This window comes from Nocardioides sp. Z38_18 (assembly GCF_058215695.1).
In genome coordinates this window covers 1,046,420-1,072,602 of record NZ_JBZAJE010000002.1, presented here as the reverse complement: position 1 = coordinate 1,072,602, position 26,183 = coordinate 1,046,420, and the positions used below count along the sequence as shown (strand labels likewise).

At 71.2% G+C, this 26,183-nt stretch carries 25 protein-coding genes and 1 tRNA gene; 10 read left to right on the top strand and 16 right to left on the bottom strand.

From position 1 onward, the window contains the following. Positions 1 to 84: 84 nt before the first annotated feature. Entirely contained in the window at positions 85 to 543 is a 459-nt protein-coding gene (locus tag AC4BGC_RS16315) for an RrF2 family transcriptional regulator (RefSeq protein WP_490547388.1), read from the top strand. A gap of 50 nt (positions 544 to 593) precedes the next feature. Continuing rightward, complete coding sequence (locus tag AC4BGC_RS16310; protein ID WP_490556635.1) at positions 594 to 1,043, top strand: nuclear transport factor 2 family protein; 450 nt, start codon at positions 594 to 596, stop codon at positions 1,041 to 1,043. 208 nt (positions 1,044 to 1,251) lie between these two features. On the opposite strand, the gene AC4BGC_RS16305 is transcribed toward AC4BGC_RS16310, so the two are convergent. Continuing rightward, positions 1,252 to 1,887, bottom strand: a complete 636-nt coding sequence (locus tag AC4BGC_RS16305) for a DUF2461 domain-containing protein (protein ID WP_490547390.1) — start codon at positions 1,885 to 1,887, stop codon at positions 1,252 to 1,254. A 61-nt stretch (positions 1,888 to 1,948) separates the two neighbouring features. On the opposite strand from AC4BGC_RS16305, the gene AC4BGC_RS16300 reads away from it, so the two are divergent. Then, entirely contained in the window at positions 1,949 to 2,479 is a 531-nt protein-coding gene (locus AC4BGC_RS16300; RefSeq protein WP_490556634.1) for an RNA polymerase sigma factor, read from the top strand. Beyond that, a complete protein-coding gene (locus AC4BGC_RS16295; RefSeq protein WP_490556633.1) occupies positions 2,476 to 3,042 on the top strand; it encodes a hypothetical protein in 567 nt (188 codons plus the stop codon). Before AC4BGC_RS16300 ends, AC4BGC_RS16295 begins: the two co-directional genes overlap by 4 nt. Positions 3,043 to 3,056: 14 nt before the next feature. Here AC4BGC_RS16295 and AC4BGC_RS16290 read toward each other — a convergent pair. Beyond that, positions 3,057 to 3,132 (bottom strand) — tRNA-Gly (locus AC4BGC_RS16290). 64 nt (positions 3,133 to 3,196) lie between these two features. Further along, entirely contained in the window at positions 3,197 to 3,967 is a 771-nt protein-coding gene (locus AC4BGC_RS16285) for an SGNH/GDSL hydrolase family protein (protein ID WP_490556632.1), read from the bottom strand. A gap of 57 nt (positions 3,968 to 4,024) precedes the next feature. Between AC4BGC_RS16285 and dcd the strand changes: the two genes are divergently transcribed. Further along, the gene (gene dcd / locus AC4BGC_RS16280; RefSeq protein WP_490547394.1) at positions 4,025 to 4,600 is read left to right on the top strand and encodes a dCTP deaminase; all 576 of its coding nucleotides are present in this window, start codon (positions 4,025 to 4,027) and stop codon (positions 4,598 to 4,600) included. A 138-nt stretch (positions 4,601 to 4,738) separates the two neighbouring features. Continuing rightward, positions 4,739 to 5,707: a siderophore-interacting protein gene (locus tag AC4BGC_RS16275; RefSeq protein WP_490556631.1), complete on the top strand. Its 969-nt coding sequence runs from the start codon at positions 4,739 to 4,741 to the stop codon at positions 5,705 to 5,707. A 315-nt stretch (positions 5,708 to 6,022) separates the two neighbouring features. Here AC4BGC_RS16275 and AC4BGC_RS16270 read toward each other — a convergent pair whose 3' ends face one another. The 3 genes from AC4BGC_RS16270 to AC4BGC_RS16260 all read right to left on the bottom strand — a co-directional run bounded on the left by AC4BGC_RS16270 (position 6,023) and on the right by AC4BGC_RS16260 (position 13,745). Then, positions 6,023 to 9,652 (bottom strand): (Fe-S)-binding protein, encoded by a 3,630-nt coding sequence (locus AC4BGC_RS16270; protein WP_490556630.1) that lies wholly within the window; start codon positions 9,650 to 9,652, stop codon positions 6,023 to 6,025. Between the two features lie 229 nt (positions 9,653 to 9,881). Further along, positions 9,882 to 12,500 carry a hypothetical protein gene (locus AC4BGC_RS16265; RefSeq protein ID WP_490556629.1) on the bottom strand — a complete coding sequence of 873 codons (2,619 nt, stop codon included), beginning with the start codon at positions 12,498 to 12,500 and terminating at the stop codon, positions 9,882 to 9,884. A 51-nt stretch (positions 12,501 to 12,551) separates the two neighbouring features. Continuing rightward, complete coding sequence (locus AC4BGC_RS16260) at positions 12,552 to 13,745, bottom strand: MFS transporter (RefSeq protein ID WP_490556628.1); 1,194 nt, start codon at positions 13,743 to 13,745, stop codon at positions 12,552 to 12,554. A gap of 145 nt (positions 13,746 to 13,890) precedes the next feature. Between AC4BGC_RS16260 and AC4BGC_RS16255 the strand changes: the two genes are divergently transcribed. After that, the gene (locus AC4BGC_RS16255) at positions 13,891 to 14,448 is read left to right on the top strand and encodes an HAD family acid phosphatase (protein ID WP_490556627.1); all 558 of its coding nucleotides are present in this window, start codon (positions 13,891 to 13,893) and stop codon (positions 14,446 to 14,448) included. A 15-nt stretch (positions 14,449 to 14,463) separates the two neighbouring features. Here the strand turns inward: AC4BGC_RS16255 and AC4BGC_RS16250 are convergent, their stop codons facing one another. The 6 genes from AC4BGC_RS16250 to AC4BGC_RS16225 form a co-directional block, all read right to left on the bottom strand. Continuing rightward, positions 14,464 to 15,453: a hypothetical protein gene (locus AC4BGC_RS16250; protein WP_490547400.1), complete on the bottom strand. Its 990-nt coding sequence runs from the start codon at positions 15,451 to 15,453 to the stop codon at positions 14,464 to 14,466. Between the two features lie 91 nt (positions 15,454 to 15,544). Further along, a complete protein-coding gene (locus AC4BGC_RS16245) occupies positions 15,545 to 16,231 on the bottom strand; it encodes a class F sortase (RefSeq protein ID WP_490556626.1) in 687 nt (228 codons plus the stop codon). Beyond that, positions 16,228 to 16,806 carry a DnaJ family domain-containing protein gene (locus AC4BGC_RS16240; protein ID WP_490556625.1) on the bottom strand — a complete coding sequence of 193 codons (579 nt, stop codon included), beginning with the start codon at positions 16,804 to 16,806 and terminating at the stop codon, positions 16,228 to 16,230. Before AC4BGC_RS16240 ends, AC4BGC_RS16245 begins: the two co-directional genes overlap by 4 nt. A gap of 44 nt (positions 16,807 to 16,850) precedes the next feature. Then, a complete protein-coding gene (locus AC4BGC_RS16235) occupies positions 16,851 to 17,633 on the bottom strand; it encodes a TSUP family transporter (RefSeq protein WP_490556624.1) in 783 nt (260 codons plus the stop codon). 3 nt (positions 17,634 to 17,636) lie between these two features. Further along, a complete protein-coding gene (locus tag AC4BGC_RS16230; protein ID WP_490556623.1) occupies positions 17,637 to 19,091 on the bottom strand; it encodes an MFS transporter in 1,455 nt (484 codons plus the stop codon). Continuing rightward, positions 19,088 to 20,428 (bottom strand): M20/M25/M40 family metallo-hydrolase, encoded by a 1,341-nt coding sequence (locus tag AC4BGC_RS16225; protein ID WP_490556622.1) that lies wholly within the window; start codon positions 20,426 to 20,428, stop codon positions 19,088 to 19,090. Before AC4BGC_RS16225 ends, AC4BGC_RS16230 begins: the two co-directional genes overlap by 4 nt. A gap of 137 nt (positions 20,429 to 20,565) precedes the next feature. Between AC4BGC_RS16225 and AC4BGC_RS16220 the strand changes: the two genes are divergently transcribed. Beyond that, on the top strand, positions 20,566 to 21,579 hold the full coding sequence (locus tag AC4BGC_RS16220; protein ID WP_490556621.1) for an ATP-binding cassette domain-containing protein: 1,014 nt from the start codon (positions 20,566 to 20,568) through the stop codon (positions 21,577 to 21,579). Continuing rightward, positions 21,579 to 22,391 (top strand): ABC transporter permease, encoded by an 813-nt coding sequence (locus AC4BGC_RS16215; protein WP_490547407.1) that lies wholly within the window; start codon positions 21,579 to 21,581, stop codon positions 22,389 to 22,391. Before AC4BGC_RS16220 ends, AC4BGC_RS16215 begins: the two co-directional genes overlap by 1 nt. Before the next feature lie 97 nt (positions 22,392 to 22,488). Here the strand turns inward: AC4BGC_RS16215 and AC4BGC_RS16210 are convergent, their stop codons facing one another. Beyond that, positions 22,489 to 22,632 carry a hypothetical protein gene (locus AC4BGC_RS16210; protein WP_490547408.1) on the bottom strand — a complete coding sequence of 48 codons (144 nt, stop codon included), beginning with the start codon at positions 22,630 to 22,632 and terminating at the stop codon, positions 22,489 to 22,491. Positions 22,633 to 22,787: 155 nt separating this feature from the next. Beyond that, entirely contained in the window at positions 22,788 to 23,405 is a 618-nt protein-coding gene (locus tag AC4BGC_RS16205) for a nitroreductase family protein (protein ID WP_490547409.1), read from the bottom strand. Between the two features lie 17 nt (positions 23,406 to 23,422). Between AC4BGC_RS16205 and hutI the strand changes: the two genes are divergently transcribed. Further along, positions 23,423 to 24,574, top strand: a complete 1,152-nt coding sequence (gene hutI, locus AC4BGC_RS16200; protein WP_490556620.1) for an imidazolonepropionase — start codon at positions 23,423 to 23,425, stop codon at positions 24,572 to 24,574. Between the two features lie 37 nt (positions 24,575 to 24,611). On the opposite strand, the gene AC4BGC_RS16195 is transcribed toward hutI, so the two are convergent. Both AC4BGC_RS16195 and AC4BGC_RS16190 read right to left on the bottom strand, forming a co-directional pair. Then, a complete protein-coding gene (locus tag AC4BGC_RS16195; RefSeq protein WP_490547411.1) occupies positions 24,612 to 25,322 on the bottom strand; it encodes a gamma-glutamyl-gamma-aminobutyrate hydrolase family protein in 711 nt (236 codons plus the stop codon). Between the two features lie 10 nt (positions 25,323 to 25,332). Next, positions 25,333 to 26,112 carry a 3-oxoacyl-ACP reductase gene (locus tag AC4BGC_RS16190; RefSeq protein WP_490547412.1) on the bottom strand — a complete coding sequence of 260 codons (780 nt, stop codon included), beginning with the start codon at positions 26,110 to 26,112 and terminating at the stop codon, positions 25,333 to 25,335. Positions 26,113 to 26,183 lie beyond the last annotated feature (71 nt).

The window sequence follows — 26,183 nt, the reverse complement described above, 5'->3', positions numbered from 1 at the left end:
CCGGATCCGGGCGCGCCGAGGTCGCTGGGCGGTCGGGTGAGTCGTGCAGGTCCGGTAAATGAAGCGATCTGACAGACTTCGGGCATGCGAGTCTCCGCTAAGGCTGATTACGCCCTCCGGGCACTCATCGAGATCGCGAACCGCGACGACGGGCGGCCGGTGAGCGCGGAGGAGCTCGGCAAGCTCCAGGAGATCCCGCACGGCTTCCTGCAGGCGATCCTGGCGGACATGCGCCGCGCCGGCATCGTGGTCAGCCAGCGCGGCCAGTCCGGCGGCTGGCGGCTGGCGACCAAGCCGTCCCAGGTCAGCGTCGCCGACGTGATCCGCGCGGTGGACGGCCCCCTGGTCAGCGTCTACGGGCTGCGCCCCGAAGCGGTCTCCTACAACGAGTCGGCGCAGATCCTGCAGCACGTGTGGATCGCGGCCCGCAGCAGCCTGCGCGAGGTGTTCGAGAACGTGACCATCGAGGGCCTCGCCGCCCGCACGCTGCCCGACGACGTCGAGGCGCGGACCAAGGACGACGACGCCTGGCAGCCGCACTGAGCCGTTTCGCAGGCCTGGGAGCCAGAACTGGAACACGTTACAGTTCGCCGATGATCGAATCCGAGTTCATCTCCTGGGAGGCGCCCGACGGCGACCACCCCGTACGCCGCCTCTCCCAGCGCTCCTACGACCTCGTCTCGCGCAAGCAGAAGGACGAGTGGCTCACCCTGTGGGCCGAGGACGCCGTGGTGGAGGACCCGGTCGGGCCGTCGTTCTTCGACCCCGACGGCAAGGGCCACCACGGGATCGAGGCGATCAGCGCCTTCTGGGACCTCGCGATCGCCCCGGTGAAGACGTTCCGGTTCACCATCCGCGACTCCTTCGCCAACGGCAACTCCTGCGCGAACATCGGCACCTTCAGCACCGAGCTCGAGGACGGCAGCCTCGCCGACACCGACCTGATCGCCGTCTACCGGATCGACGACGAGGGCAAGCTGGTCTCGATGGCCGCCCACTGGGAGGTCGAGCGGACCCTCGCGACGTTGCGCAAGCCGGAGTAGGCCGGGCGGGGCGGCGTGGGGCGGCGTACGCGGGCGCTCAGCTCGCGCGGGTCTCAGGCGCGCGCCGACCCAGGTCCCGCATTTGCTGGCAAATGTCGGTCGGATCGCGGCGTGGGATGCATTTTCCCAGCAATTGCGTGGCCCGGGTCGCTGCGACCACGCCACGCCACACGCGGCCGGAGTCCGCAGGCCCCGTACGCCGGGCCGCTCAGCCGATCGCGTCGACGCGGGCGCGGATCCACTCCACGAGGGGGCGCAGGGCGCGCCAGTCGTCGCGGACGCGGTCGAGGAGGTCGGGGGTGTTCAGGTTCTCGAAGCCGTAGGACTTGGTCATCGACAGCGACTTGTAGCGGAGCAGCTCGATGCGGGGGTGGTCGGCGGCGTACCCGCGGGGCGTGGTCTTGAGCTGGTCGCCACCGATCTCGAAGCCGTCCTTGGCGAGGTCACGCAGGATCCGCTCGAGCTCCATCCCGGAGTGCTCCACGTCGATGGCCGTGCGGATCCGGCTCAGGTCCGGGGCTGCTGCGTGGTAGTAGCCGCCGCTGACCCGGACGCCGGGGGAGCCGACCTCGACGTAGTAGCCCGTGGCCGGCCCGACGGCCACGATCGCGCCCTGGTGGTTCTTGTAGGGCGTCTTGTCCTTGGCGAAGCGGACGTCGCGGTAGGGCCGGAACACCTTGGCCGGCCCGAACTCCTCGGCGAGCTCCGCGGTCAGCGCGAGCATCGGCTGGCGCACCGAGGAGTCGTAGACGTGCTTGTGCGCCTCCCAGAACGACTTCGTGTTGTCCAGCTCGAGGTCGTCGTAGAAGTCGAGGGCGGCGTCAGGGAAACCGGTGAACGTCACGCCAGCCACCATATGTTCGACGGCCGCGGTCACAATCGCGCGGTGCCGGACACTACCGGGCATGGACTCCTCGCAGGAACGATTCACCGAGCTGTGGCACGAGCAGGGGCCCCACGTGCTGGCCTTCGCTCGGCGTCACGTCGGTCCGGAGGCCGCGAACGACGTGGTGGCGGAGACCTTCATGGTTGCCTGGCGGCGCTGGAACGACGTGACCGACCCTCCGATCGCCTGGCTGCTGGTGGCTGCCCGCAAGGTCATCCAGAACCGAGCCCGGACGGTACGGCGTCACCGCGCCCTGGAGGAGCGGGTCGCACTGCTCGACGGGGTGGCTTCCTACGCCGCCGACTCGGCCGACATGGCCCTCACCCGGCGCGAGGCCCTGGAACGGCTCGCTCGACTCGACGAGAAGCATCGCGAGGCGCTGCTCCTCGTCAGCTGGGACGGGCTCTCGAACGACCAGGCAGCAGCCGTCCTGGGCATCAAGCCGGCGACGTTTCGCCGGCGACTCAGCCGCGCGCGGGCAGCCCTGCTCCACGGATCGACGCCGCCACGACCAGAACTCCGACCGACGCCCCTGAAGGAGCTGCCATGAACGTCCTCGAGCGGATCCGCCCGGAACCGCAGCCTCTCGACGCCGCCTGGTCGGCCGCCACGCTGCAGCACATCCTCACCAGCGGTGAGCCTGCTGTACGACGCTCCCGCGCCACCGTCCGACGCCGGACTCTCGCGAGTGCCCTGGCTGTCGCAGTCGCCGTCGCTGCTGCGGTGGTCGGTGCCACCACCATCGGCACTTCACCCGCCTTCGCCGTGGAGCAGCGTGAGAACGGTGACGTGGTGATGACCGTCAACCGGCTCACGGATCCCGCGGGTCTGGAGCGGGCGCTGGGCGATCACGGCATCGAGGCGCGGGTGACCTACCTGTCCACCCAGATCCCCTCCGACCTCGACGACGGCTCCGAGCCGTCGCCCTGCGGGTCAGGCGAGGGCGTCGGGGCCACGGTCGATCCGTCGGACGCCGGTGGCTTCGCGGTCACGTTCGAGCGGGCGTACCTCGAGGCGCATCGCGGGGCTGAGCTCTCGCTCACGGCTGCGGGAGGAAGCTCGGCAGGCGACTGGGCCGGGCTGAAGCTGGAGTGGAGCGACGGTCGCTGCTGAGGCTGCGACCCATATGGAGCGGATGACGAGATTCGAACTCGCGACATCGACCTTGGGAAGGTCGCGCTCTACCAGCTGAGCTACATCCGCACGCCGGGCCCGAGTGCTGCTTCGGACGCCGACGCAGGAGAGGTTACCCGAAAGCTCTGCCGGATCAGATGGGGCCCAGCTTCGGACGCTTCGGGGAGACGCTGTCGCCCGAGGAGCGCCCCGTGACGCGGCGGTGCACCCAGGGCGCGAGGAACTCCCGGGTCCACTCCGCGTTGGCCCGCAGCTGCTCGCGCCGGCTCAGGACCGGGAGCGGGGTCCGTTCGAGCTGGAGCTGCTCGTGCGGGACGCCGAGAGCGTCCAGGACCGCGTTCGCGATGTGCTGGTGCCCGGCGGGGTTGAGGTGCATCCGGTCGGTGTCCATCACCTCCGCGAGGTCCTGGTCGCGCATCCGCCACATGTCGACGAGCAGGGTGCCGTGGCGATCGCTGATCTCCCGGACGAACTCGTTGTAGAGCGCCATCCGTCCGCGGACGGCCGCGTAGATCTTCGACTTGCCCGGGTCGAAGATCGTGAACATCACCACCTGGGCGCCGGTGGCGCTCAGGCGGGCGATCGCCCCGTCGTACGCCGCTGCCAGGCCGTCGAGGTCGACCCGGGGGCGGAGCACGTCGTTGGCCCCGGCGTAGATCGTGACCAGGTCGGGCTCCAGGGCCAGGGCGGGCTCGAGCTGCTCGTCGATGACCTGCTGGAGCTTGCGGCCGCGGATGGCGAGGTTGGCGTAGCCGAAGTCGTCGCTCCGGGTCGCGAGCACCTCGGCGACCCGGTCGGCCCAGCCGCGGAGACCGTTGGGTCGATCCGCGTCCGGGTCACCGACGCCCTCGGTGAAGGAGTCGCCCAGTGCGACGAAGCGGGTGAACGGTCCAGGTGACGTCATGGGTCACCATTCTCCGGTGCCGATGCCCTGGCCGACGTCGCGGGGTAGGTTGTCCGCGTGCTTCTCTCAGACCGCGACATCCTGGCCGAGATCAAGGCTGAGCGGGTCGTGGTGGAGCCCTATGACGAGGCGATGATCCAGCCCTCGAGCATCGACTTCCGGCTCGACCGCTACTTCCGCGTCTTCGAGAACCACCGCTACCCGCACATCGACCCGGCGGCCGACCAGTCGGACCTGACCCGCGAGGTCGAGCCCGACGGCGACGAGCCGTTCATCCTGCACCCGGGCGAGTTCGTGCTCGGGTCCACCCTCGAGGTGGTCACGCTGCCCGACGACCTCGCCGCGCGGGTGGAGGGGAAGTCCTCCCTGGGCCGCCTGGGCCTGCTCACGCACGCGACCGCCGGTTTCGTCGACCCCGGGTTCAGCGGTCACGTGACGCTGGAGCTGGCCAACGTGGCCACGCTGCCGATCAAGCTCTACCCGGGGATGAAGATCGGCCAGCTGTGCTTCTTCCGGCTCAGCTCCCCGGCCGAGCACCCCTACGGCTCGGCCAAGTACGGCTCGCGCTACCAGGGACAGCGGGGGCCGACCCCCTCGCGTTCCTACGCGAACTTCCAGCGCACGCGGATCTGAGTCTCGCGTCCCGCTCCGGGACCTCCCTCGCCTTCGTGTGGCGAGACCCTTGGACGGCAGTGCGGAGTAGAGGTTAGGCTGGCCTAACTCTCGACCGGCGCACTGGCGCGTTCGGGGGTCCCACGACCGGAGGACGCCATGACCACCATCCAGGACACCGAGGCACCCAGCGTTCTGCTCACCGAGGCGAGCGTGCACTCCATCACCCGGATCAGCCCCGCCTTCGTCCGCGTCCAGCTGGCCAGCCCCGCCTTCGCCGACCTCGCCGAGGAGGGCTTCGACACCCGGTTCAAGATCGTCTTTCCCGGTGGCACCGGGCAGCTCCCCGTGATCCCCGAGTCCCCGGACGACTACTACCAGCGCTGGATGAGCGCCCCGGACGAGGTGCGTTCGCCGATGCGCACCTACACGATCCGCGAGGTCGTCCGAGAGGGCCTCGACGTGCGCCTGGTGGTGGACTTCGTCGTACACCCCGACACCGGGCACGGCCAGGGACCTGCCTGCCGCTGGGCGCTGACCGCGACCCCGGGCGACGTCGTCCAGGTGATCGCGCCGCACCGGCTCACCCAGTACGGCGGCACCGAGTTCGACCCCGCCGGCCGCAAGCACCTGATCCTGGTCGGCGACGAGACCGCAGTGCCCGCGCTGACCCGGATCCTGGCGGACCTCGGACCCGGCCACACCGGCGAGGTGTTCATCCAGGTCCCGTCCAGCGCCGACATCCTCGACCTCCGGGTGCCGGAGGGCTTCGAGGTGAAGTGGTGCCCCCGCAACGACGACGCCTGCGGCCGCCGCCTCGTCCAGGACGTACGCCGCCACCTGGGCCTGCCCCCCTCCAAGGACTTCGAGGCCCTCCCCGACCTGCCCAGCGACCTGGACATCGACGTGTGGGAGACCCCGAGGTACTCCTCGGCCGGCGAGGACGTCGAGGCGCAGCTGCACACCCACTCCCTGGGCCACGACCTCGACGACACCTACGCCTGGATCGCCGGCGAGTCCTGGATGGTCAAGGCCCTGCGCCGCAGCTTGGTCACCGAGCTGGGCATGGAGCGCGCCCAGGTCGCCTTCATGGGCTACTGGCGCGAGGGCGTCGCGATGAAGTCCTGACCCTTCGTGGGTCGGCTCTGGTCCGGTTTCCCGGGTTATGAACCCGTTCTGCCTCTTCACACACGGCGTGGTGTGTGTGAAGAGGCAGTTTTGGTTCATAACCCGGGAAACTGCGCCCGGTCGTCGTACCGGCAGCGCGCACCCTCGCCCCGGGCCTGAGACGTGCCGTGGTCCCGTCGTACGACGCCGCGCAGCCCGTTGGGCCGGCACAGCTGGCTCGGCTCTCCCGACCTGATTCTGGCACCTGGCCCCGGAACGCAGAAGATCCCCGGCACCAGGTGCCGGGGATCTTCTTGCTACTGCCGAACGGGTGACTCAGAGGTCGAAGAGCGAGCCGCCTTCGCCGATCTGGGCGTCGGTGCGGGGCTGGTGGGCCTCGCCGGAGGAGGCCGGCTTGGGCTTCTCATCCTCGGGCTCCTCGTCCTTCGCGGCCGGTGCGTCCTCGTCGGGCGCGGCCTCCGCCTCGGGCTCCGACGACTCCGAGAGGACCGCTGAGCCGCCCTCGTCGGACTGCGCCGAGTCGCTCTCGTGCTTGGCCTTGATGTCACGCAGCGAGGTCACCGGCGCATCGGCGTCCGAGTCCGCAGGGGGCTCCGCGACAGCCTCGGGCTCCGTCTGGTCCGCTTCGGGGGCGACGTCGGTGTCGGCGTCGTCCTGGCTGCGGTCGGTGGGGCCGTCGGTGGTGGAGTCGGCCGCGGCGTCCTGGTCGGCCGGGGTCTCCGGCTGGGAGGCCGCGGGTGCGGGCTCCTCGGCGGGGGCCTCGATGTCGAACAGGGAGCCGCCCTCGGGGATGGAGCTGGCCGGGGTGGCCGTCGTACCGCTGGATGCGGCCGGCTTCTCCGCGACAGCCTCGGGCTCGACCTCGGGCTCCGTCTGGTCCGCTTCGGGGGCGACGTCGGTGTCGGCATCGTCCTGGCTGCGGTCGGTGGGGCCGTCGGTGGTGGAGTCGGCTGCGGCGTCCTGGTCGGCGGGGGTCTCCGGCTGGGAGGCCGCGGGTGCGGGCTCCTCGGCGGGGGCCTCGATGTCGAACAGGGATCCGCCCTCGGGGATGGAGTTGGCCGGGGTGGCCGCCGTACCGCTGGATGCGGCCGGCTTCTCCGCGACAGCCTTGGGCTCGACCTCGGGCTCCGTCTGGTCCGCTTCGGGGGCGACGTCGGTGTCGGCGTCGTCCTGGCTGCGGTCGGTGGGGCCGTCGGTGGTGGAGTCGGCTGCGGCGTCCTGGTCGGCCGGGGTGCCGGCGTCGGAGGCCGCGGGTGCGGGCTCCTCGGCCGGTGCCTCGATGTCGAACAGCGACCCACCCGAAGGAACGGTCTCGGCCGGTGCCGAGGAACCGTTCGAGGAGCTGGCAGCCGGCTTCTCGGCCGGGGCCTCCGAAGCCGGGGCCTCCGAAGCGGGGGCCTCCGCCTCCTCGGTGGAGGAGTCGTCGAGGTCGAAGAGCGAGCCGACGGTCGTCGACTTCGCCTCGGGTGCCTCGTCGTACTTCGAGGTGTCCTCCTGGTGCATCGCCTCGTCGCCCGAGGGCTCGTCACCGAGGTCGAACAGCGAGCTGCCGCCGCTGGCCTTGGCGCCCGGACCGACGTCCTCGGTCTTGGTCACGGTGTCCTCGGTCTGCGTGACGTCGCCCGCGTCGGGCTCGGCCTTGGTCGCCTCGTCCTCGCGCTCGATCGTCGCGGTGGCGGTGCCACCGGCGGCAGCGCCGGCGCCGGCCTTGGCGCTGCTCGCGGCCGCCTTCTTCGCGGGCCGCGCGCTCTCGCCCTTGACCGAGGCCAGCAGCATCTGCGCGACGTCGAGGACCTCGACCTCCTCGCGGGCCTTGCCGTCGCTCTGCGCCGAGGTGAGCCCGTCGGAGAGCATCACGCGGCAGAACGGGCAGCCGACGGCGATCTGGTCGGCGCCGGTCTCGACGGCCTCCATCGTGCGGGTCTCGTTGATCCGCGTGCCGATGGTCTCCTCCATCCACATCCGGGCGCCACCGGCGCCACAGCAGAAGGACCGCTCGGAGTTGCGCGGCATCTCGGTCAGCTCGGCGTCGGGGATCACGCTGAGCAGCTCGCGCGGCGGCGAGTAGACGCCGTTGTGGCGACCGATGTAGCAGGGGTCGTGGTAGGTGATCGAGCGCTTGGGGCTGTTGGAGTCGGTGGCCACCGGGGCGAGCTTCTTCTCGCGCACCAGCTGGTTGAGCAGCTGGGTGTGGTGCACCACCTCGAGCTCGATCCCGAGCTGGCGGTACTCGTTCTTCAAGGTGTTGAAGCAGTGGGCGCAGGTGGTCACCGCCTTCTTGACCTTGTACTCCTTGAAGGTCTCGATGTTCTCCGCGGCCAGGCCCTGGAAGACGAACTCGTTCCCGGCGCGGCGAGCGGAGTCACCGGTGCAGGTCTCGCCGTTGCCGAGCACGGCGAACGAGACCCCGGCCATGTCGAGCAGCTCGGCGACCGCACGGGTCGTCTTCTTGGCACGGTCCTCGTAGGCGCCGGCGCAGCCGACCCAGAACAGCCACTCGACCTCGTCGAGGGACTCGATGTCGTCGCCGACGACCTTGACCTCGAACGGCAGGTCCTTGGCCCAGTCCATCCGCGCCGTGGAGGACATGTTCCAGGGGTTGCCCTTGTTCTCCAGGCCCTTGAAGAGGCCGTTGAGCTCGGCGGGGAAGTTGGACTCCACCAGCACCTGGTAGCGGCGCATGTCGACGATGTGGTCGACGTGCTCGATGTCGACCGGGCACTGCTCGACGCAGGCGCCGCAGGTCACGCAGGACCAGAGCACGTCGGGGTCGATGACGCCGGAGCCGTCCTCGGGCATGTAGAACCAGTCGTCGCCGGTGTCGCCGACCAGCGGCCGCTCGACCTCCTTGGCCAGCTTCGGGTTGTTCTCGAGGAGGTTCTCGCGCTTGCCCTCGTCGGCCATCACGTACGGCGCCTTCGACAGCGAGTGGTCGCGCAGCGCCATGATCATCAGCTTGGGGGACAGCGGCTTCTCGGTGTTCCACGCCGGGCACTGGTCCTGGCAGCGACCGCACTCGGTGCAGGTCGCGAAGTCGAGGATGCCCTTCCAGCTGAAGTCCTCGGAGGCGCCGACGCCGAGCTTGGCGTCCTCGTCGAGCTCCTCGAGGTCGTCGAGGGTCAGGGGCTTGCCGTCGCTCATCATCATCTTGGCCGAGCCCAGCGCCTTGGGGGTGCGACCGAACAGCACGTTGAGCGGCGCGAGGAAGATGTGCAGGTGCTTGGAGTTCAGCACGAAGATCAAGAACACCAGCATCACGCCGATGTGCAGCAGCAGGCCGATCCCCTCGATCACCTCGAGGGCGGTGTGGGAGAGGCCGTCCATCAGCTTGCCGAGGCCGATCGAGATGAACGCGCCGTCCTTGTAGGGCAGGTTGCCCAGCGCGGCCGAGGCGCCGCGGAACAGGAACATCGTCCAGATGACGTTGAAGATCATGAACAGCGTGATCCACGCGCCACTGAGGTGCGAGCCGAAGAACCGGGACTTGCGGCCGAGCTTCTTGGGCTGGTTCCGCATCCGGATCATGTAGAACGCGAACAGGCCGAACAGCGCCATCATGGCGATGAAGTCCTGCAGGAAGCCCAGGACGGCCCAGTGGCCGACCAGCGGGATGGCCCAGTCCATCGGGCCCTTGCCGCCGGTGAACAGGAGCTTGAGCAGCGAGCCGTAGGCCTCGACGTACACCGTAGCCAGGATGAAGAACGCCCACATCACGAAGAAGTGGGCGGTGCCGGGCACCGTCCACTTGAGCAGCTTCTTCTGGCCGAGGACCTCGACCAGCTGGCGCTTGAGCGCAGTGCCCGCGCGCTTGGTGACGCCCTCGATCCGGTCCGGGGCGGGTTGCCCGGACGTGATCGCGCGGTAGAGGAACAACACTCTCCGAGCGGCCAGTGGCAGGGCCACCGCGTTCATCACAAGGCCGAGGATCAGCACCAGCACCAGCACGAGAACTCCCAACTGACCGGCGAGATCGCCGGAAGTGTCTTGGTATCGGCGTCGAGACTACTGGCCGCCCCGGGGTCGGGGCAGGCCGCATCGACACGCAAAGGCTACCCTCCGGTAACACGTCGTCGGTCCCGGCCTCGGTAGCCGTGCACGGCGTGTCTGCGGACCCGTCGACGGCCCGGGTCCCGGGCCGCCGACAGCCCGGTTCAGAACCGGATCCGGCCCCCGATCAGGCCCGGACGATCCGGCTCACGCGACCGGCTCCGTCGAGCTCGACGCGCAGCGCGCCGTCGGTGGCGCAGTAGCTGAAGCTGTTGCCCAGCCGGCGGTCCGGCTGGCCCACGGCCTTCAGGGTCGCCCAGGAGGTCATCCCGGCCTTGACCCGCGAGCGGAACGTGGCGAAGGAGAGCTTCGAGGCTGGGTTGGAGCAGGCGTTGGGCTTGATCCCGTAGGCGCGCTCCCACGTCTGCAGGTAGGCCTCGGAGCCGCGGGCCATGTCCTTGACGATGTCGTCACCGGCCTGCACCTTCAGGTCCTGGATCCAGTCCGGGTAGAGCCCGTAGTGCGCCACGCCGTCCTTGTTGATGTCGTAGACGCGCTGGCCGCTGGTCTGCTTGTCGACCTTGACCCCGCCCAGCGTGGTGAAGGGGTACTTCACCGGGTTGGCGGCGGCGTCGGGCCGCGGGTCGCCCTGGGCGCCGAGGCCGTTGATGTCGGCGCCGAAGCCGAAGCCCCAGTAGGTGCTCGGGTCGGCCCAGGTCAGATGCTTGCGCCACTTCTCCACGAAGCCCTTGCTGTCCCCGGCGTACGGCGTGATGAAGCCCTTGCTCTTGTAGATCCGCGGGTAGGCGTCCGGGGTCGACCAGGAGTGGCTGGACAGTACGCCGCTGTAGTTCATCGACTCGATCAGGTCGAGGGAGGCCTTGCGGGCCTTCACGCTCATGTGGTCGGGGTCGAAGAGCATGTTCCGCTTGGCCAGGCCGCGGATCGTGTGCTTGCCCAGCTCGGTCAGCCCCATCGCGTTGCAGTGCTGCGGAGCGGGGTAGATCGGCAGCGAGGGCAGGCTGACCCCGGAGACCTTCGCGATCGCGCCGAACAGGGCGTCCTGCGCGGGGATGTCGTTGGAGTCGATCGGCAGGGCCAGGCCCTGCTCGCGGTCGTGGACCTCGGGGTCGTTGGGCTTGCAGGTCTGCATCCGCCAGGCGGAGCCGGTCTCGAGCAGGTTGGCCGCGTTCACCAGGTAGCCGGTGGCTCCGGTGTCCCCGGCGACGCCGGAGAGCGCGTTGTCGAACTTGTTCACCAACTCCATCTGGGAGACCCCGAGCTTGCGGACCTCGTCGAGCTGGCGGTCGATGGACGCCTTGGAGCAGCGCAGGTCGGGCACGCCGAGCTTCTGGGTGCAGTCGAACGGCACCGAGGTCTCGATGCCCATCACCACCGCGAGCTTGCCGGCGTTGATGACCCGGCGGGCCTCGTCGGGCGTGGTGACGATGCGGTACCAGCCCTTGCCCGGTCCGCCGTGCTGGGCGTCGACGTAGCGCTCGAGCGCGTGCATCTGCTTGGCCTGCAGCCGGATCGAGTCCATGTCGTTGCAGGAGTTCCGCTTCAACGGGTAGATCTGGCACAGCTGGTTGTTCTCCACCAGCAGGTTGACCAGGATCCGCTGGCCGGCGCGCCAGGAGCGCTCCATCCACTTGTAGTAGGTGCCCTCGTGGGTGAGGGACTCCGGGGCCGGCCAGTCCTTGAACGTGGGCCACGCCACCGGGTCGTGGGTCAGGTTGCCGGACAGGAGGGCCTCGGCGAGGGCGCCGTACCCGCCGGTGAGCTCGTGGTCGGGGCAGTCGCGCAGGGCGGTCGTCACGCCGTACGGCGACCAGGGCCGTCCGCAGTGCACCTGTCCGCCGAGGAACTCGAAGGCCATCCCGTGGGTGTGCGCGTCGATGAACCCGCGCACCTCCTGGGTGCTGCTGACCCCGGAGAAGGGGTTGCCGGTGACGTTGGTGGCGATCTCGGGGAACTCCGCGCACCCGCTGCGGCGCTGGAGCCGGAACGTCGTGCCGGTGCTGGTCAGCGTGGCCTTCCCGGCCTTGTCGGTCAGGAACCGCTTGCCGATCGCGAACTTGAACTGTCCCTTGGTCGGCATGGTGACCACCCAGTCGCTGCTGGGGCCGGGCTTGGGGGCGTAGGTCGCGAGCGGGAGCAGTCCGTTGAGGTAGGTCTTGGCCCGGCCGTAGAGCAGGTAGCTGCCCAGGGTGGTCGGCTTGAAGTAGAAGGGTTCGGCCGCCGCGAGCGAGGCGGCGCTGAACGCGGGCAGCTTGCTGCCGGCCAGCCAGCGGCCGGTGGGCACCGACTGCACGCCGTAGCAGGCGTTGAACATGTTGTAGCGGTCCGTGGGCGAGCTGCCCTGGGGGGCGCTCACGGGCACGTTCGACAACGGCGGCTCCACCTGCTTGCGCTGCGCCGCGGCGGACTGCGCAGCGCTCTTGGCCTGGGTGGGCGTGGTCGGGTCGGCGGTCTCCTTGGTCGCGGGGGTGCGGGAGATGGCGTTCTTGGTCTTCGGGTCGTTGTGGTCGTGGTCGTGACCGTCGCTGACGCCGTCGGGGTGCAGGTGGGAGCCGTCGGCGGCGTACACCGTGTCGGATCCCTGGGCGGCTGCGGTCTTCGTCTTCACCTCAGCGGCGTACGCCTGCTTGTAGCCGTCCGGCTGCTTCGGGGTGGAGCCGGGGAGGTCGCCGGTGGGGATCACGAAAGTCACGACGACGGCGCCGACGGAGAGCACTGCTGCGACGGCCAGGCGGCGCCCAGCGCCGGAGGGGGTGCGGCTCGCGCGGGGGAGGAGACGACGCATGGGAGTCCTTTGCTCTGGGGTCAGCAGAGCAACGACCCAGGCGGCGATCCGTCACGCGTTCCCGGTGCCGGCAAGGGGCTCCTCGGGACTGCGCTGGTCGTGCGCGGGGACGAAGGCGCAGGCGAGGGCGGGGAACAGCGCGGAGAGGCCGAAGGTCGCGGCGTACCCCCACTCGCTGATCGCCAGCCCTGCCACGGGGGCGACGGCTGCGGCCGCGAGGTACTGCGCCGTGTTCTGTACGCCGAGCGCCCGCCCGGACCAGTAGGAGCCCGCCCGCTCCGCGACGCCGGTGAACGCCAGGCCGTTGTCCGCGACCGTCACGGTGGAGGCCACCACGAGCAGCGCCACGGCCACCCCGAGCGGCTCGGTGAGCGCGAGGAGCAGCATCGTGCCAGCGGCGGCGATCGTCACCCAGCGCAGCGGGCGCACCCGGGACCCGACGAGGTCGGAGAGCTGGCCGACCGCGATCCTGCCGAGGGCCCCGGCCAGGTGCGTGCACGCGACCAGGGTGCCCGCAGCGGCCGCCGACCACCCCCGCTCCTGCACCAGCCAGGTCAGCGAGAACGTCCACACCAGGAACTGGGGGACCACCAGCAGCACCGAGACGCCGTGGATCCGGAGCAGGAACCCGTCGGCGCGGTAGGGGTTGGCGGTCAGCGCCGCGGTGGCCGCCGGCCGTGGCGGGTCGAGCACGATCGCCGCGACCGCGACGAAGGCGACCGTGACGGCGATGACCGGGATCCACAGCGCGGCCTGCAGGCTCACGTGCGCGGCGGTGACGGCCATCGTCGCGGCGGCGACGGCCACCCCGAGGGGCTGGGCCATCTGCCGGATCCCCATCGCCAGCCCGCGGCGGTGCGGCGGGAACCAGCCGACGACGATGCGGCCGCTCGCGGACCCGGTGCTCGCTGCGGCCGTGCCGACCGCGAACAGCACGAGCATCAGCGGCAGCGTGCCCTCGACCAGGGCGGCCAGCGCTCCGAACACGGCGGTGGCCCCGAGGCCCGAGAGCAGCACCCGGCGCTCGCCGATGCGGTCCACGAGCAGGCCCCACCCGAACAGGGCGAACATCACCCCCAGGATCGGCATCGCGGCCACGGTCCCGGCCTGGGCCAGGGACAGGCCCCGCTCCTCCTGCAGGGTGGGGATCAGGAACGCGGGCCCGTTGATGGCCACCGAGGCGGTGCCCTGCGCGGCGACGCTGGCTGCGAGCATCGCCCACCGGCGGCTGGTCCCGATGGGCATGTGGCCCACTATGACCCCGCCGCAGCCGCCCGCGGTCGGCGGGAGCGGGCTCAGGACCTCGTGCTCGGGGCCGTCATGGCGCAGGATGGTGCCGACGACCGGGCGTCGGCCAGACGCTCGCCCCGAGCGAGATGGAGCGTTCCCCGTGATCCGAAAGACTCTCACCGTGGGCCTGCTGGCTGCGGTCCTGGTGATGTCCGTGCTGGTCGCTCCCGCCCAGGCCGGACCGCCCGGGAAGAAGAAGTGGCTCAAGGACACCCGGTCCGCGATGTACGGCTCGCGCGCCTTCGTCGAGCGGCGGGTCGAGAAGCGTCGCAGTGGCACCCGGCTCGCGGTGAACCTCGACATCGACAACACCAGCCTGGCCACCTACTACCGGTCCCGCAAGGCGGTCCCCGTGGTGCTCCGGTTCGCGAAGTTCGCGAACCGGCGCGGGGTCGCGGTGCTGTTCAACACCGGCCGCAAGCAGAGTGCACTGGCCAAGCCGCGGGCCTGGCTGCGGGCGGCGGGCTACCCGGTGGCGGGGATGTGCGGGCGGCGTACGGGCGAGAGCGTCGTCGCGAGCAAGCAGCGGTGCCGGCAGCAGTACGCCGCGGCCGGCTACACGATCATCGCCAACGTCGGGAACCGCAGCACCGACTTCGTCGGCGGCAACTACGAGCGTGCCTTCCGGCTCCCGAGCTACGGCAACCGGCTGGGCTGACCGCCCGCCGGGTCCTCAGTACTGGTGGAACCAGCGGCCCATCTGGTTCGAGGTCCCGGGGCAGGTGTAGTTCTGGTCGCGCTCGTCCTCGACCCACTGGCTCAGCACGGCCTTGCCGCCCTGGAACATCCGGTCGGGCTTGCACCGCTCCAGCGCCTCGGCTCCGGAGGTTTGGCCCGCGGCACGCCACTCGGGGATGCCGAGCTCGAGGTCGCCCACGACCCCGGACCACAGTGACTGGGTGGAGTAGGTGCCGATCTTGAAGCCGGAGTCGGTGTAGCCGCGTGCGGCGCCGCGCACGACGGCGGAGTTGGCCGTGGGGTCCTTCGGCCAGTCGAACTCCGGCACCGGCTCGACGTCGAGCCACACGATGGGCGACTCCAGTCCGGCGGCGCGCATCGTGGCGAGGTTGAACTTCGCCTGCTGGTAGCCGACGTTGCTCAACGCTCCCAGCTTGGTGCTGCCGTCGTAGGGCCCCTTGTCCTTGTAGGCCTCGAAGTGACGCTTCTCGGGATAGCTGAGCACCGAGTACGCCGCCGCCATCAGTCCCCGGCTCTTGACCCACTCGGTCTGGCTGGCCAGGCAGGGGTTGGGGTAGAACGCCGGGCCGTTGGTGAGGCCGATGATCACGTAGCGGGCCTCGGGGAGCGGCATCGGTGAGCCCTGGCCACGCTTCTTCGGGATGCCCATCCCCTTGGGGCACTGCGGCCAGCTGATGTCGGCGCCCAGGATCGGCCCGGGGTCGCGGGGCACCTCGGTGACCCTCGGCACCTCGGGGGCCTCGATCGACGGCGGTTGCTGGGGGGCCGGGGTGCCCTGCGGCGCGGCCCCACCTGACGGGGAGGTCGAGGGCGCTGCCGGCGTCGAGGGAGTCGACGGGGTCGAGGGGGTCGCGGTGGGGGTGCTCTCGGCGCGCTTGCGGGACTCCGGCTCCAAGGGGGCGTCGCAGCCGACGCCGACGAGGGCGATGACGAGCAGCAGTACCAGCAACACGTTCCTGCGCATGGTCAACCTTCCCGGGCGCCTCGGTCGTGGGGTCATCGTGCCATGCGGTACGACGTGCGGCTCGGGGACGAGCCACCCCGGTCAAGCGCCCTCACACGGTCGGCGACGCGAACCAGATCGTGCGGTTCTCCCAGTTGCCGGGCCCGAGGCGACGTCCGGAGCACACCACGATGGCGAGCTGTGGACGACCCGTGGTCGCGTAGTACCTCGGCAGACCCTGTGCCGCGGCGACCTCCACCTTCTCGGTCACCCGGTAGCAGAGCTTCGCCGAGGACCCGCGTACGACGATCCGGTCACCGCGGTCCAGTGTACGGAGGAGGGCGTTGCCCAGGGCGGTTCCGTCGGGCCAGGTGTGCGCGTTCAGGAGCACGTTGCCCTGATCCGCGCCGGGGGCGACTCCCTGCTCGCGGTCGTAGGCGAAGACGTTCTTCCCCCCGCCCGAGAGGGGCGGCACGCCCGGGATCCCGTTGGCGTCGCGGGGCGGTGCGATCACGTCGAGTCGTCCGGGGACCCCGGCCACGGAGATCGATGTCGGGGCGAACGGTCGGTCGGGCGCGGCCGGGCACCGGGGCGCGGGAGCGGGTGCGGTCGGGGACGCGGAAGCAGCGATGGGAGCAGGCGTGGCCGGGGCGGTCGCGGGGGTGCTCGTGGACCGGTCGCTCCCGTCATCGGAGAAGGGCCACCACGACCGGCCGGCGGCCGTGACCAGCAGGACGAGCAGCACGCCGAGGACCCCGAGCACCGCCAGCACGGGCGGCACCCGAGTGGGACGGCTCATTCCCGGTTCCTGTGGCGTCGTCTCCTGGCGAACCAGGGGGCACGCTGCTCGGTCGCGGCGGCGGACGACGCCGCCTGCTGACGCTGCGCGCGGAGCCGCTCCTGCCAGCGTTGCACCTCTGCCTCCACCTCGCGGGTGGGCGTGACGACCGGCGGACCGCCCTGGAGCTGGCGGCGCGCCTCGACCACCCGGCGGTTGAAGTCCTCGAGGTGCTCCCGGACCAGCTTCTCGCTGGTCTCGCGGTCCAGCCGCGCGTCGAGCTCGGCGTCCTCCTTGCGCAGCTGCAGCGCGGCGGGGAGGACCCCGGTGATCTGCTCGCGCTCGATCAGCTTGCGCAGCCACCAGTCGCGATCGCTGAGGTCGCCGAGGTCACCGAGCGGCTTGCCCTTGCCCGGGAGGTCGTCGAACTCGCCACGGTCGATGGCCCGCTGCACCTGTAGCTCCACCCAGCGGGCCTGGTGCTGGGCTCGCGCGGCGGCCGCGTCGGAGCCGGTGCGGGCGTCCCGGGCCCGCTCCCGCGGGGGCGCGTCCGGCTGTGGCTGGGACCTCCCCCTGCCGTCCGGGGTCCTCGGCATGGCGCATCACCTCGTCACGAGCCTACAAATCCCTGCAACCCCGATCAGCCCCACAGGCCGAGCACGTTGCCGCCGATGCGTACGACGAACCCGGAGACCACCACGATGAAGAAGACCCGGACGAAGCCCGACCCGCGGGCCACCGCGACCCGGGCGCCGAGGTAGCCGCCGACCAGGTTGCTCGCCCCCAGCACCAGGCCGACCTTCCAGAGCACGACGCCCTGCGGGACGAAGACGCACAGGGCGCCGAAGTTGGTCGCCCAGTTGGCCATCCTGGCCTTCGCCGAGGCGTCCAGGAAGCTGTAGCCGAGCAGCCCCACCAGCGCGATCACGAAGAAGCTGCCCGTCCCGGGCCCGAGGGCGCCGTCGTAGAAGCCCACGGCGACTCCGGTGCCCATGGCCGCGGCCGTGTGCCGGTGCCCGGCGAACCGGAGCTGGCTCGTCTGTCCCACCGACGGCTTGAGCACCACCCAGGCGCCGACCAGGACGAGCGCCACCAGCACGATCGGCTCGAACGCCGACCTCGGGATGTGGCTGGCCACGAACGCGCCCGCCACCGAGCCGAGGAAGGCGAACAGCATCAGCGGCGCGAACGTGCGCGGGTCCGGCTGCACCCGGCGGTAGTAGGTCAGGCTGCTCACGCTCGTCCCGCAGATCGACCCGAGCTTGTTCGTGGCGAGGATCTGCGCGGGGGAGGCGCCGGGCAGGCCGATCAGCAGGGCCGGGAGCTGGATCAGCCCGCCCCCGCCGACCACGGCGTCGACGAAGCCGGCGGTCAGCGCCGCCAGCGCCAGGAGGACCAGGACCTGCCAGGTGGGATCTGTCATGGCTCAGTCCGCGAACGCGCCCTTGGGCACGACGAGCAGGCTGGCCGCCGCGACCAGGGCGGTGACCGAGCACACCGCCCACACGGTGAGGTAGCCCGAGAGCGGGGCGTGACCGGCGTCCACGTCGGCGATGGAGCCGGTGGAGGCCAGCGCGATCGCGAAGATGCTGGACGCGATCGCCCCGCCGATCGTCTTGGTGGTGTTGGTCATCCCGGTGACGAACCCGGTCCGGTCGGCGGGCGCCGCGGCTGCCGCGGCCGCCGGGAGCGCGGCGACCAGCGCGCCCGAGCCGATCCCGGCGATCGCCATGTTCGCCAGCGTCTGGGCCGTCGAGTCGTGCAGGGGCAGGAACAGGCCGTAGCCCAGCGCGACCAGCAGGCAGGCGCCGAGCATGGTGCGACGGGTGCCGACGTACCGGGCGACCACGGGGAGCAGCAGTGCGCCGACCACCATCGAGAGCACGTAGACGGCGATCAGCGTGGAGACGAACCCGGCCGACGCCCCCAGGCCGTAGCCGGCCTCGTCGGGATCGGTGCGGGCGAAGGTGGACAGCGGGATCTGCGCCCCCAGCACGGACATGCCGAAAAGGAACGCGGTCAGCTGGACCGGCCACTGGGCGGCGCTCGCCATCAGCCGGACGTCCACCAGCGGCTCCTCGACGCCCAGCTCGTAGCGCGCGAACGGCCACAGGACGAGCAGCCCGGCCGCCAGCACCAGCCAGGGCAGCGGGGATCCGGGTCCCTCCAGCCGCACCAGGATCAGCCCGCCCATCACCAGGCCCAGCGCCAGGGTGACCAGCAGGAAGCCTGTGACGTCCAGGCGCCCGGTCGAGACGGGGGGTGTGTCCGGCACGCCGTACCAGATCACCGCGAAGCACGCCGTGACCGCGATCGCCGGCACCAGGAGCAGGAAGGTCATCGAGGTGGCCTCGACGAGCAGGCCGCTGGTGACCGCTCCCAGGATCACCCCGGCCTCGAGCGCGGCGACCAGGAAGCCCGCCGCCCGGCGGGTCAGTCGGGCCTGGGCGCCGGTGCCGGCGGTGCGCCGGTGGATGATGCTCACCTCCAGCGGCAGCCAGACGACGTAGAACCCCTGGATCGCCCAGGCGACCAGGAACAGCGAGAAGTTCGGCGCGAAGGCCAGGGCGAAGGAGGCCAGCGCGGTCACCGCCGTGGTGATCAGCAGCACCTGGCGGTGCCCGATCAGGTCGCCCAGCCTGGCCAGCACGGGCACGGCGAGCGCCGAGACGACCAGCTGGGCCGCCTCGAACCAGTTGACGTCGGCGTCGGCGATGGAGAGGTGGTCGGCGATGTCGCTGAAGATCGGCGTGTAGTAGCCCTGCAGGATCCCGCTGGCGATCTCCACGCAGACCAGGAAGCCGACGATCTTCGCAAGGCCCGGGACCACGCCCTGGCGCTGACCGGTTCCTCGTGGCCCGTCTGCGGTGGTGGTGGTCATCTCGTCAGCCTCTCGATCAGCCGGGCGTACCAGCGGACGCCGGCGAGGAAGTCCTCCACCGCGATGTGCTCGTCGAAGCTGTGGATGCTCTCGCGCTGAGCCTTGGTCATCCGGAACGGGGTGAACCGGTAGACACGCCCACAGATCGCGGTGAAGTAGCGCGAGTCGGTGGCCGCCATCATCACGTACGGCGTGGGCACCGCGTCGGGGAACTGCTCGGAGATCGTGGTCGCGATCAGCTCGAACGCCGGGTCGTCGTGCGGCGAGACCGCGCTGGGTTCGTTGACATCGAGGAGATCGAGGGAGATGGAGTCGTCCGCGATCGCCCGGCGGACGTGCTCGGTGGCCGAGGCGACGGTGTCGCCCACGAGGATCCGCAGGTTCACCGCGGCCGTGGCGGTGCTGGCGATCACGTTGTGCGCCGGCGAGCCCGAGAGCATGGTGACCGCCATCGTCGTACGCACCAGGGCGGCGGGCTCGGGGCCCGCGGCCAGCAGGGCGCGCCGCAGCAGCGGCTGCACCCGCCGGGCGTTGGCGAACAGCGGCCGCAGCGCCGCCGGGGCGTGCGGGGCGATCCGGGCGAACAGCTCCAGGGTCGGCTCCGGCAGCGAGGACCCGAACTGCCGCTTCTCCAGCCGTACGACGGCCCGGGCGATCCTCGCGGTCGGGCCGTTGCGCGCGGGGGTCGAGGAGTGCCCGCCGCGCCCCTCGGCCCGCAGCTCGATGGTGGTGGTGCCCTTCTCGCTCACGCCGATCACCCCGAGGGGCGGCTGCACCCCGGGGAAGGCCTGGTGGGCGATCGCACCGCCCTCGTCGAGCACGAACCAGGGCGTCACGCCACGGCTGCGGAGCTCCTCGACGGCTGCCGGGGCATCGGGACCGGAGACCTCCTCGCGGGCGCCGAAGGAGAGCCACACGTCCCGCTCGGGGGTGAAGCCCGCGGCCAGGAGGCGCTCCACCGCTGCGCAGATCCCGACCAGGGACCCCTTGTCGTCCAGGGTCCCGCGGCCCCAGAGGACGCCGTCGTGGATCTCGGCGCCGAACGGGGGATACCGCCAGGGGGCCGACTCGTCGACGGGGACCACGTCGATGTGTGCCATCAGCACCACCGGGTCGGCCGGGGAGTGCCCCGCCCAGTGGAACAGCAGTGAGTGCTCAAGCACGCGGTGCAGGGTCAGGCGGGCGTGCAGCAGGGGGAACTCCGCGGCGAGGACCGCGATGAACTCCTCGAACGGCCCCGGGTCGGTGTCGGACTCGCCTGCCCGCGAGACCGTGGGGATCCGGACGAGCGCGCGCAGCTTCTCGACGACCTCGTCGTCCTCGGGCGTGTGATCCACCCGGGGAACGTTAGATGACTCCGCCGGGCGCCGATGACTTCGGCCGGACTCGGTTGTCGGTACTCCTCGCTAAGGTCGGTGAGCGGTGGGTGTGACCCAGATCACCCCGCCACCGCCAGCAGTGAGGAGACACCAGAATGGGCAGCTCAGCCGCAGGCCTCGCGATCCGGGCCACGGGCCTGAACAAGCACTACGGGTCGGTCACGGCCCTCGACGGTCTTGACCTGGAGGTCCAGTCCGGGACGGTGATGGGGCTGCTCGGGCCCAACGGCGCCGGCAAGACCACCACGGTCCGGGTGCTGACCACCCTGATCAAGGCCGACTCGGGCACCGCCGAGGTCCTCGGCCTCGACGTGGTGCGGGACGCCCGCGAGCTGCGCTCGCGCATCGGCGTCTCCGGGCAGTACGCCGCGGTCGACGAGCACCTCACCGGGTTCGAGAACCTCGACATGGTGGGGCGGCTCTACCACCTCGGCGCCTCGGCGAGCAGGAAGCGGGCGCGCGAACTGCTCGAGCGGTTCGACCTGACCGAGGCCGCCGACCGGCAGGTGAAGGGCTGGTCCGGCGGCATGCGCCGGCGCCTGGACCTCGCGGGCGCCCTGGTCGCCGAGCCGCCCGTGCTGTTCCTCGACGAGCCCACCACCGGCCTCGACCCGCGTGGGCGCGCGGGGATGTGGGACGTGATCGAGGACCTGGTCCGGGGCGGCACCACCCTGCTGCTGACCACCCAGTACCTCGAGGAGGCCGACCGGCTCGCGGACCGGATCGCGGTGATCGACCGCGGCACGGTGATCGCGCTGGGGTCGGCCGACGAGCTCAAGTCGCAGGTGGGCGGTGAGCGCATCGAGATCCGGGTGCCGGACGCCGGCCAGCTCGACCGGGCGCGCGCAGAGGGGAGGGGCATCGGTCTCGGGCCGCCGCAGGTCGACGAGCGGGAGCGGCGGCTCACCATCCCGGTCGCGGGGGGTGCGCGTGACCTGGTGGAGTTCCTGGGGCGACTGGACCGGGCCGGGATCGAGGTGACCGACGTGGGCCTGCGCCGTCCCACCCTGGACGACGTGTTCCTGCAGCTGACCGGGCACGGCGCCGAGGAGGCGCGATCCACCGAGGACGAGTCGGTCGAGGCCGATCTCGCGGCAGGGAGGCCCTGATGAGCACGATGCTGTCCGACGCCGTGACCGACACGGTCACCATCACCCGGCGCAACCTGAAGAAGATCCTGCGGGTCCCCGACCTGCTGGTGTTCACGCTGCTCTCGCCGATCATGTTCGTGCTGCTGTTCGCCTACGTCTTCGGCAGCGCGATCGGCTCCCAGGACACGGGGGTGAACTACCGGGAGTTCCTGATCGCGGGCATCTTCGCCCAGACGGTGGTGTTCGGGTCGACCTTCACCGGCTACAGCCTGGCCGAGGACCTGCAGAAGGGCATCGTCGACCGGTTCCGCTCACTGCCGATGTCGCCGGGGTCGGTGGTGCTCGGCCGCACCATCTCCGACGTCGGCATCAACGTGCTCAGCCTGCTGGTGATGGCGGTGACCGGGCTCCTCGTGGGCTGGCGGATCCGCTCCTCGGTGCTGGAGGCGGCCGCGGGGTTCCTGGTGCTGCTGGCGTTCGCCTACGCGATCTCCTGGGTGATGGCCTACGTCGGCCTGCTCGTCCGGAGCCCCGAGGTGGTCAACAACGCCTCGTTCATCGTGATCTTCCCGGTCACGTTCATCGCGAACACGTTCGTCTCGATCAACAACCTCCCGGGTCCGCTGAAGACCTTCGCGGAGTGGAACCCGGTCTCCACGGTGACCCAGGCGGCGCGGGAGCTGTTCGGCAACACGGTGCCCGGCACCGCCCCGGACGGCCCGTGGCCCCTGGTGCACCCGGTGGCCTACACCCTGATCTGGGTGGTGATCATCATCGTGGTGTTCGCGCCGCTCGCGATCCGGCAGTACCAGCGAGCCGCCAGCCGGTGACCCTGGCGGGTGGTGGCGGCCGGAGCACGCCGAGAGCCCCGGGACCAGTTCGGTCCCGGGGCTCTCGTTTGCGGCTCTGGTGTCTCCAGCCCGTCGGCTAGAAGACTCTGCGGCGGGTACCGCCGATCGGAACCAGGTTCAGGATCAGCCCCACGACGAGCAGGATCGCTCCGATCGTGGTGAGGATCGAGATGCCCGCCACCAAGCCGATGATCAGCAGAATCAGTCCCAGGACAACCATGTCCTGTCTCCCTTCGATTGACATTCCCTCGTGACCCGCAAGGTCTACCCGCTGATAATCCTGTCCAAACCGCGATTCGCCGGGGGATTTCGAGACCCATCGGTCTCTTTCGGTACCGGCGCGACTCAGGCGGGTCCGGAAGGGTTCACCGCGTGTCAGTCTCCGGTGCGTCCCCAGCCGCCGCGGTGGACGACCTCCTCGGCGGGCTTGCGGCGCCTGCGGCTCGGCGAACCGGCCGCTCCGGGACGCGGGGCGGGGTGCCCGAGCGTGATCGCCCCGATCGGGTCGAACTCCGCGGGGATGCCGAACTCCTCCCGCAGGGCCGGCGCCCTGCCGGGCGGGACGCCGAAGAAGCAGCCGCCGATCCCGGCATCGACCGCGGTCTGCAGGATGAGCAGGGAGGCCATCGCGGCGTCCATGTGCCAGAACGGGACCGGCCAGCGGGCCTCCTCCTGGTCGGTCCAGCCCTTGTCCGGCTCGGCGTAGCGGCCCAGGTAGGCCGCCTTGCTCGAGCACGGCACCACCACGACCGGGGCGCGCATCATCCCCGCGAGCCACTCGTCGGGGTCAGCCACCGTGTCGGCGGTGGTGGTCCAGTAGCGCCGTACGTCCTCGGGGGTGTCGAGCACCAGGAAGCCCCAGCCCTGGCTGAAGCCGGCGCTCGGCGCCCGGGTGGCGTTGGACAGCGCGCGGTCCACGATCGCGGGATCGACCGGCTCGTCGGTGTAGTTGCGGACCATCCGGCGGCGGCGTACGACGTCTTGGAACTCCATGGGGGGAGCATGCCCTCATGACCTCGCTGCTGCTGACGGGAATCGCCGAGCTCGTCACCAACGACCCCACCCACGACGGAACCCCCCTCGGGCTCGTCCACGACGCCGCCGTCGTGCTCGAGGGTCGCCGGGTCGCCTGGGTCGGGCCGCGGCTGCGCGCGCCGGAGGCCGACGACGCCCGCGACCTCGGCGGGCTCGCGGTCGTCCCCGGGTTCGTCGACTCCCACTCCCACCTGGTCTTCGCCGGCGACCGCGGGGCCGAGTTCGCGGCGCGGATGGCGGGGGAGGCCTACACCGCCGGAGGCATCGCCACCACCGTGGCGGCCACGCGCGCCGCCAGCGACGAGCAGCTGCGGGCCGGGGTGGCCCGACTGGTCGCCGAGATGCGCCGCCAGGGCACGACCACGGTGGAGATCAAGAGCGGGTACGGGCTCACCGTCCTCGACGAGGCGAGGAGCCTGGCGCTCGCCGCTGAGTTCACCGCGGAGACCACGTTCCTCGGCGCGCACGTGGTGGCCCCCGAGTACGCCGAGGATCCCGCGGGCTACGTCGAGCTGGTCACCGGGCGGATGCTCGAGGCCGCTGCGCCGTACGCCCGCTGGATTGACGTGTTCTGCGAGCGCGGGGCCTTCGACGAGGACCAGGCCCGCGCCGTGCTGTCGGCCGGAGCGGCGCACGGGCTGGGTGGCCGGCTGCACGCCAACCAGCTCGGCCCGGGCCCCGGCGTACGCCTCGCGTGCGAGCTCGGCCTCGCCGCGGTGGACCACTGCACCCACCTCGTCGACGCCGACGTGGCGGCCCTGACCGACTCCGGCACGGTGGCCACCCTGCTGCCGGGAGCGGAGTTCAGCACCCGGTCGCCGTACCCCGACGCCCGCCGCCTGCTCGACGCCGGCGCGGTCGTCGCACTGGCCACCGATTGCAACCCCGGCTCCAGCTACACCACCTCGATGCCACTGTGCATCGCCCTGGCCGTCCGCGAGCTGCGGATGACCCCGGCGGAGGCGCTCTGGTCGGCCACCGCCGGCGGCGCCCGAGCCCTGGCCCGCGACGACATCGGCGTCCTCGCCCCCGGCAAGCGCGCCCACCTGACCCTGCTCGACGCCCCGTCGTACCTCCACCTCGCCTACCGCCCCGGCGTGCCCCTGGTCGCCGAGGTCATCGCGTGAGCGGTGGGTTGGCGGGGGTCGGTGGTGCGGGCCCGACCTACCCGCCAGCCGCCCGGACCAGCGCGTCGAAGAGCCGTTGGTCGCGGCCCATCTCGGGGTGCCACTGCACGCCGAGGCAGAACCTGCCCTCGCCGGTGGCGCGGGGGGTCTCCAGGGCCTCCAGGGAGCCGTCGGCGGCGTGGGCGGTGGCCACGTAGCCGGGGTGGGAGCGCACGGACTGGTGGTGGTGGCAGTGCACGGTGACGCCCTCGCCGAGGATCGAGCGCACCAGGGAGTCGTCCGCGGTGCTCACCTCGATGTCGCCGAAGACGCCGGGCTCGGGGTTGTGGCCGGTGTGGCCGACCACGTCGGGGGTGTGCTGCTCGAGGGTGCCGCCCGCGGCGACGGCCAGCAGCTGCATGCCGCGGCACACACCCAGGGTGGGCAGGTTGGCCGCGGCGGCCGAGGTGAGCAGCGCGAGCTCCCACGCGTCGCGGTCGGGGCGGATCACGACGGTGCGCTCCTGGGGCTGCTCGCCGTACTGCGCGGGGTCGACGTCGGCGCCGCCGCTGACCACGAGGCCGTCGAGGCGCTCCACCACCGCGGCGGCCGCCTCCGGGTCGTCGGTGGCCGGGGGCAGCAGCACCGGTACGCCGCCCGCGCGCACGATCGCGTCGGAGTAGACCGCGGGCAGCAGGTCGGCGCCCTGCTTCCACACGCCCCACTGGGCGTGCTCGCGATAGCTGGTCAGCCCGATCAGCGGCTTCATGGCACCGGCCTCAGAGCGGGGTCACGTAGGCGCCCGAGATGCCGCCGTCGACCAGGAACGTGCTCGCCGTCATGAAGCTGGACTCGTCGGAGGCCAGGAACAGCACGGCGTTGGCCATCTCCTCGGGCTCGCCGAAGCGACCCATCGGGACGTGCACCAGCCGGCGGGCCGCTCGCTCGGCGTCGCTGGCGAACAGCTCCTTGAGCAGGGGCGTGTTCACCGGCCCCGGGCACAGCGCGTTGACCCGGATGCCCTCCCGGGCGAACTGCACGCCGAGCTCGCGGCTCATCGACAGCACGCCGCCCTTGGACGCGGAGTAGGAGATCTGGCTGGTCGCCGCACCCATCACCGCGACGAACGACGCGGTGTTGATGATCGACCCGGACCTCTGCTCGCGCATGTGCCCGAGCGCGGCCTTGCAGCACAGGTAGACGCTGGTCAGGTTGACCTCCTGCACGCGGCGCCACGCGTCGAGGTCGGTGTCCAGGATCGAGTCGTCCTCGGGCGGGGAGATCCCGGCGTTGTTGAACGCCACGTCGACCGAGCCGTAGGTGTCCTTGGCGGTCTGGAAGAGCGCGTCGACCTGCTCCTTGTCGGTGACGTCGACGTGGACGTACGTCGCGAACTGCTCGCCGCCCAGTTGGCCCACGAGCTCGTGGCCGCGCTGGTCGTCGATGTCGCCGATCACGACCTTCGCGCCCTCCTCGACGAACCGGTTCACGGTGGCCAGGCCGATGCCCGAGCACCCCCCGGTGACGACCGCGACCTTGCCCTCCAGGCGTCCAGACATTGCTCTCCCTCTCCTGTGCACGAATCGGTTGCTCGAGTAGCCGCCCCGGGGCCTGCGTAGGTGTGCGGCCC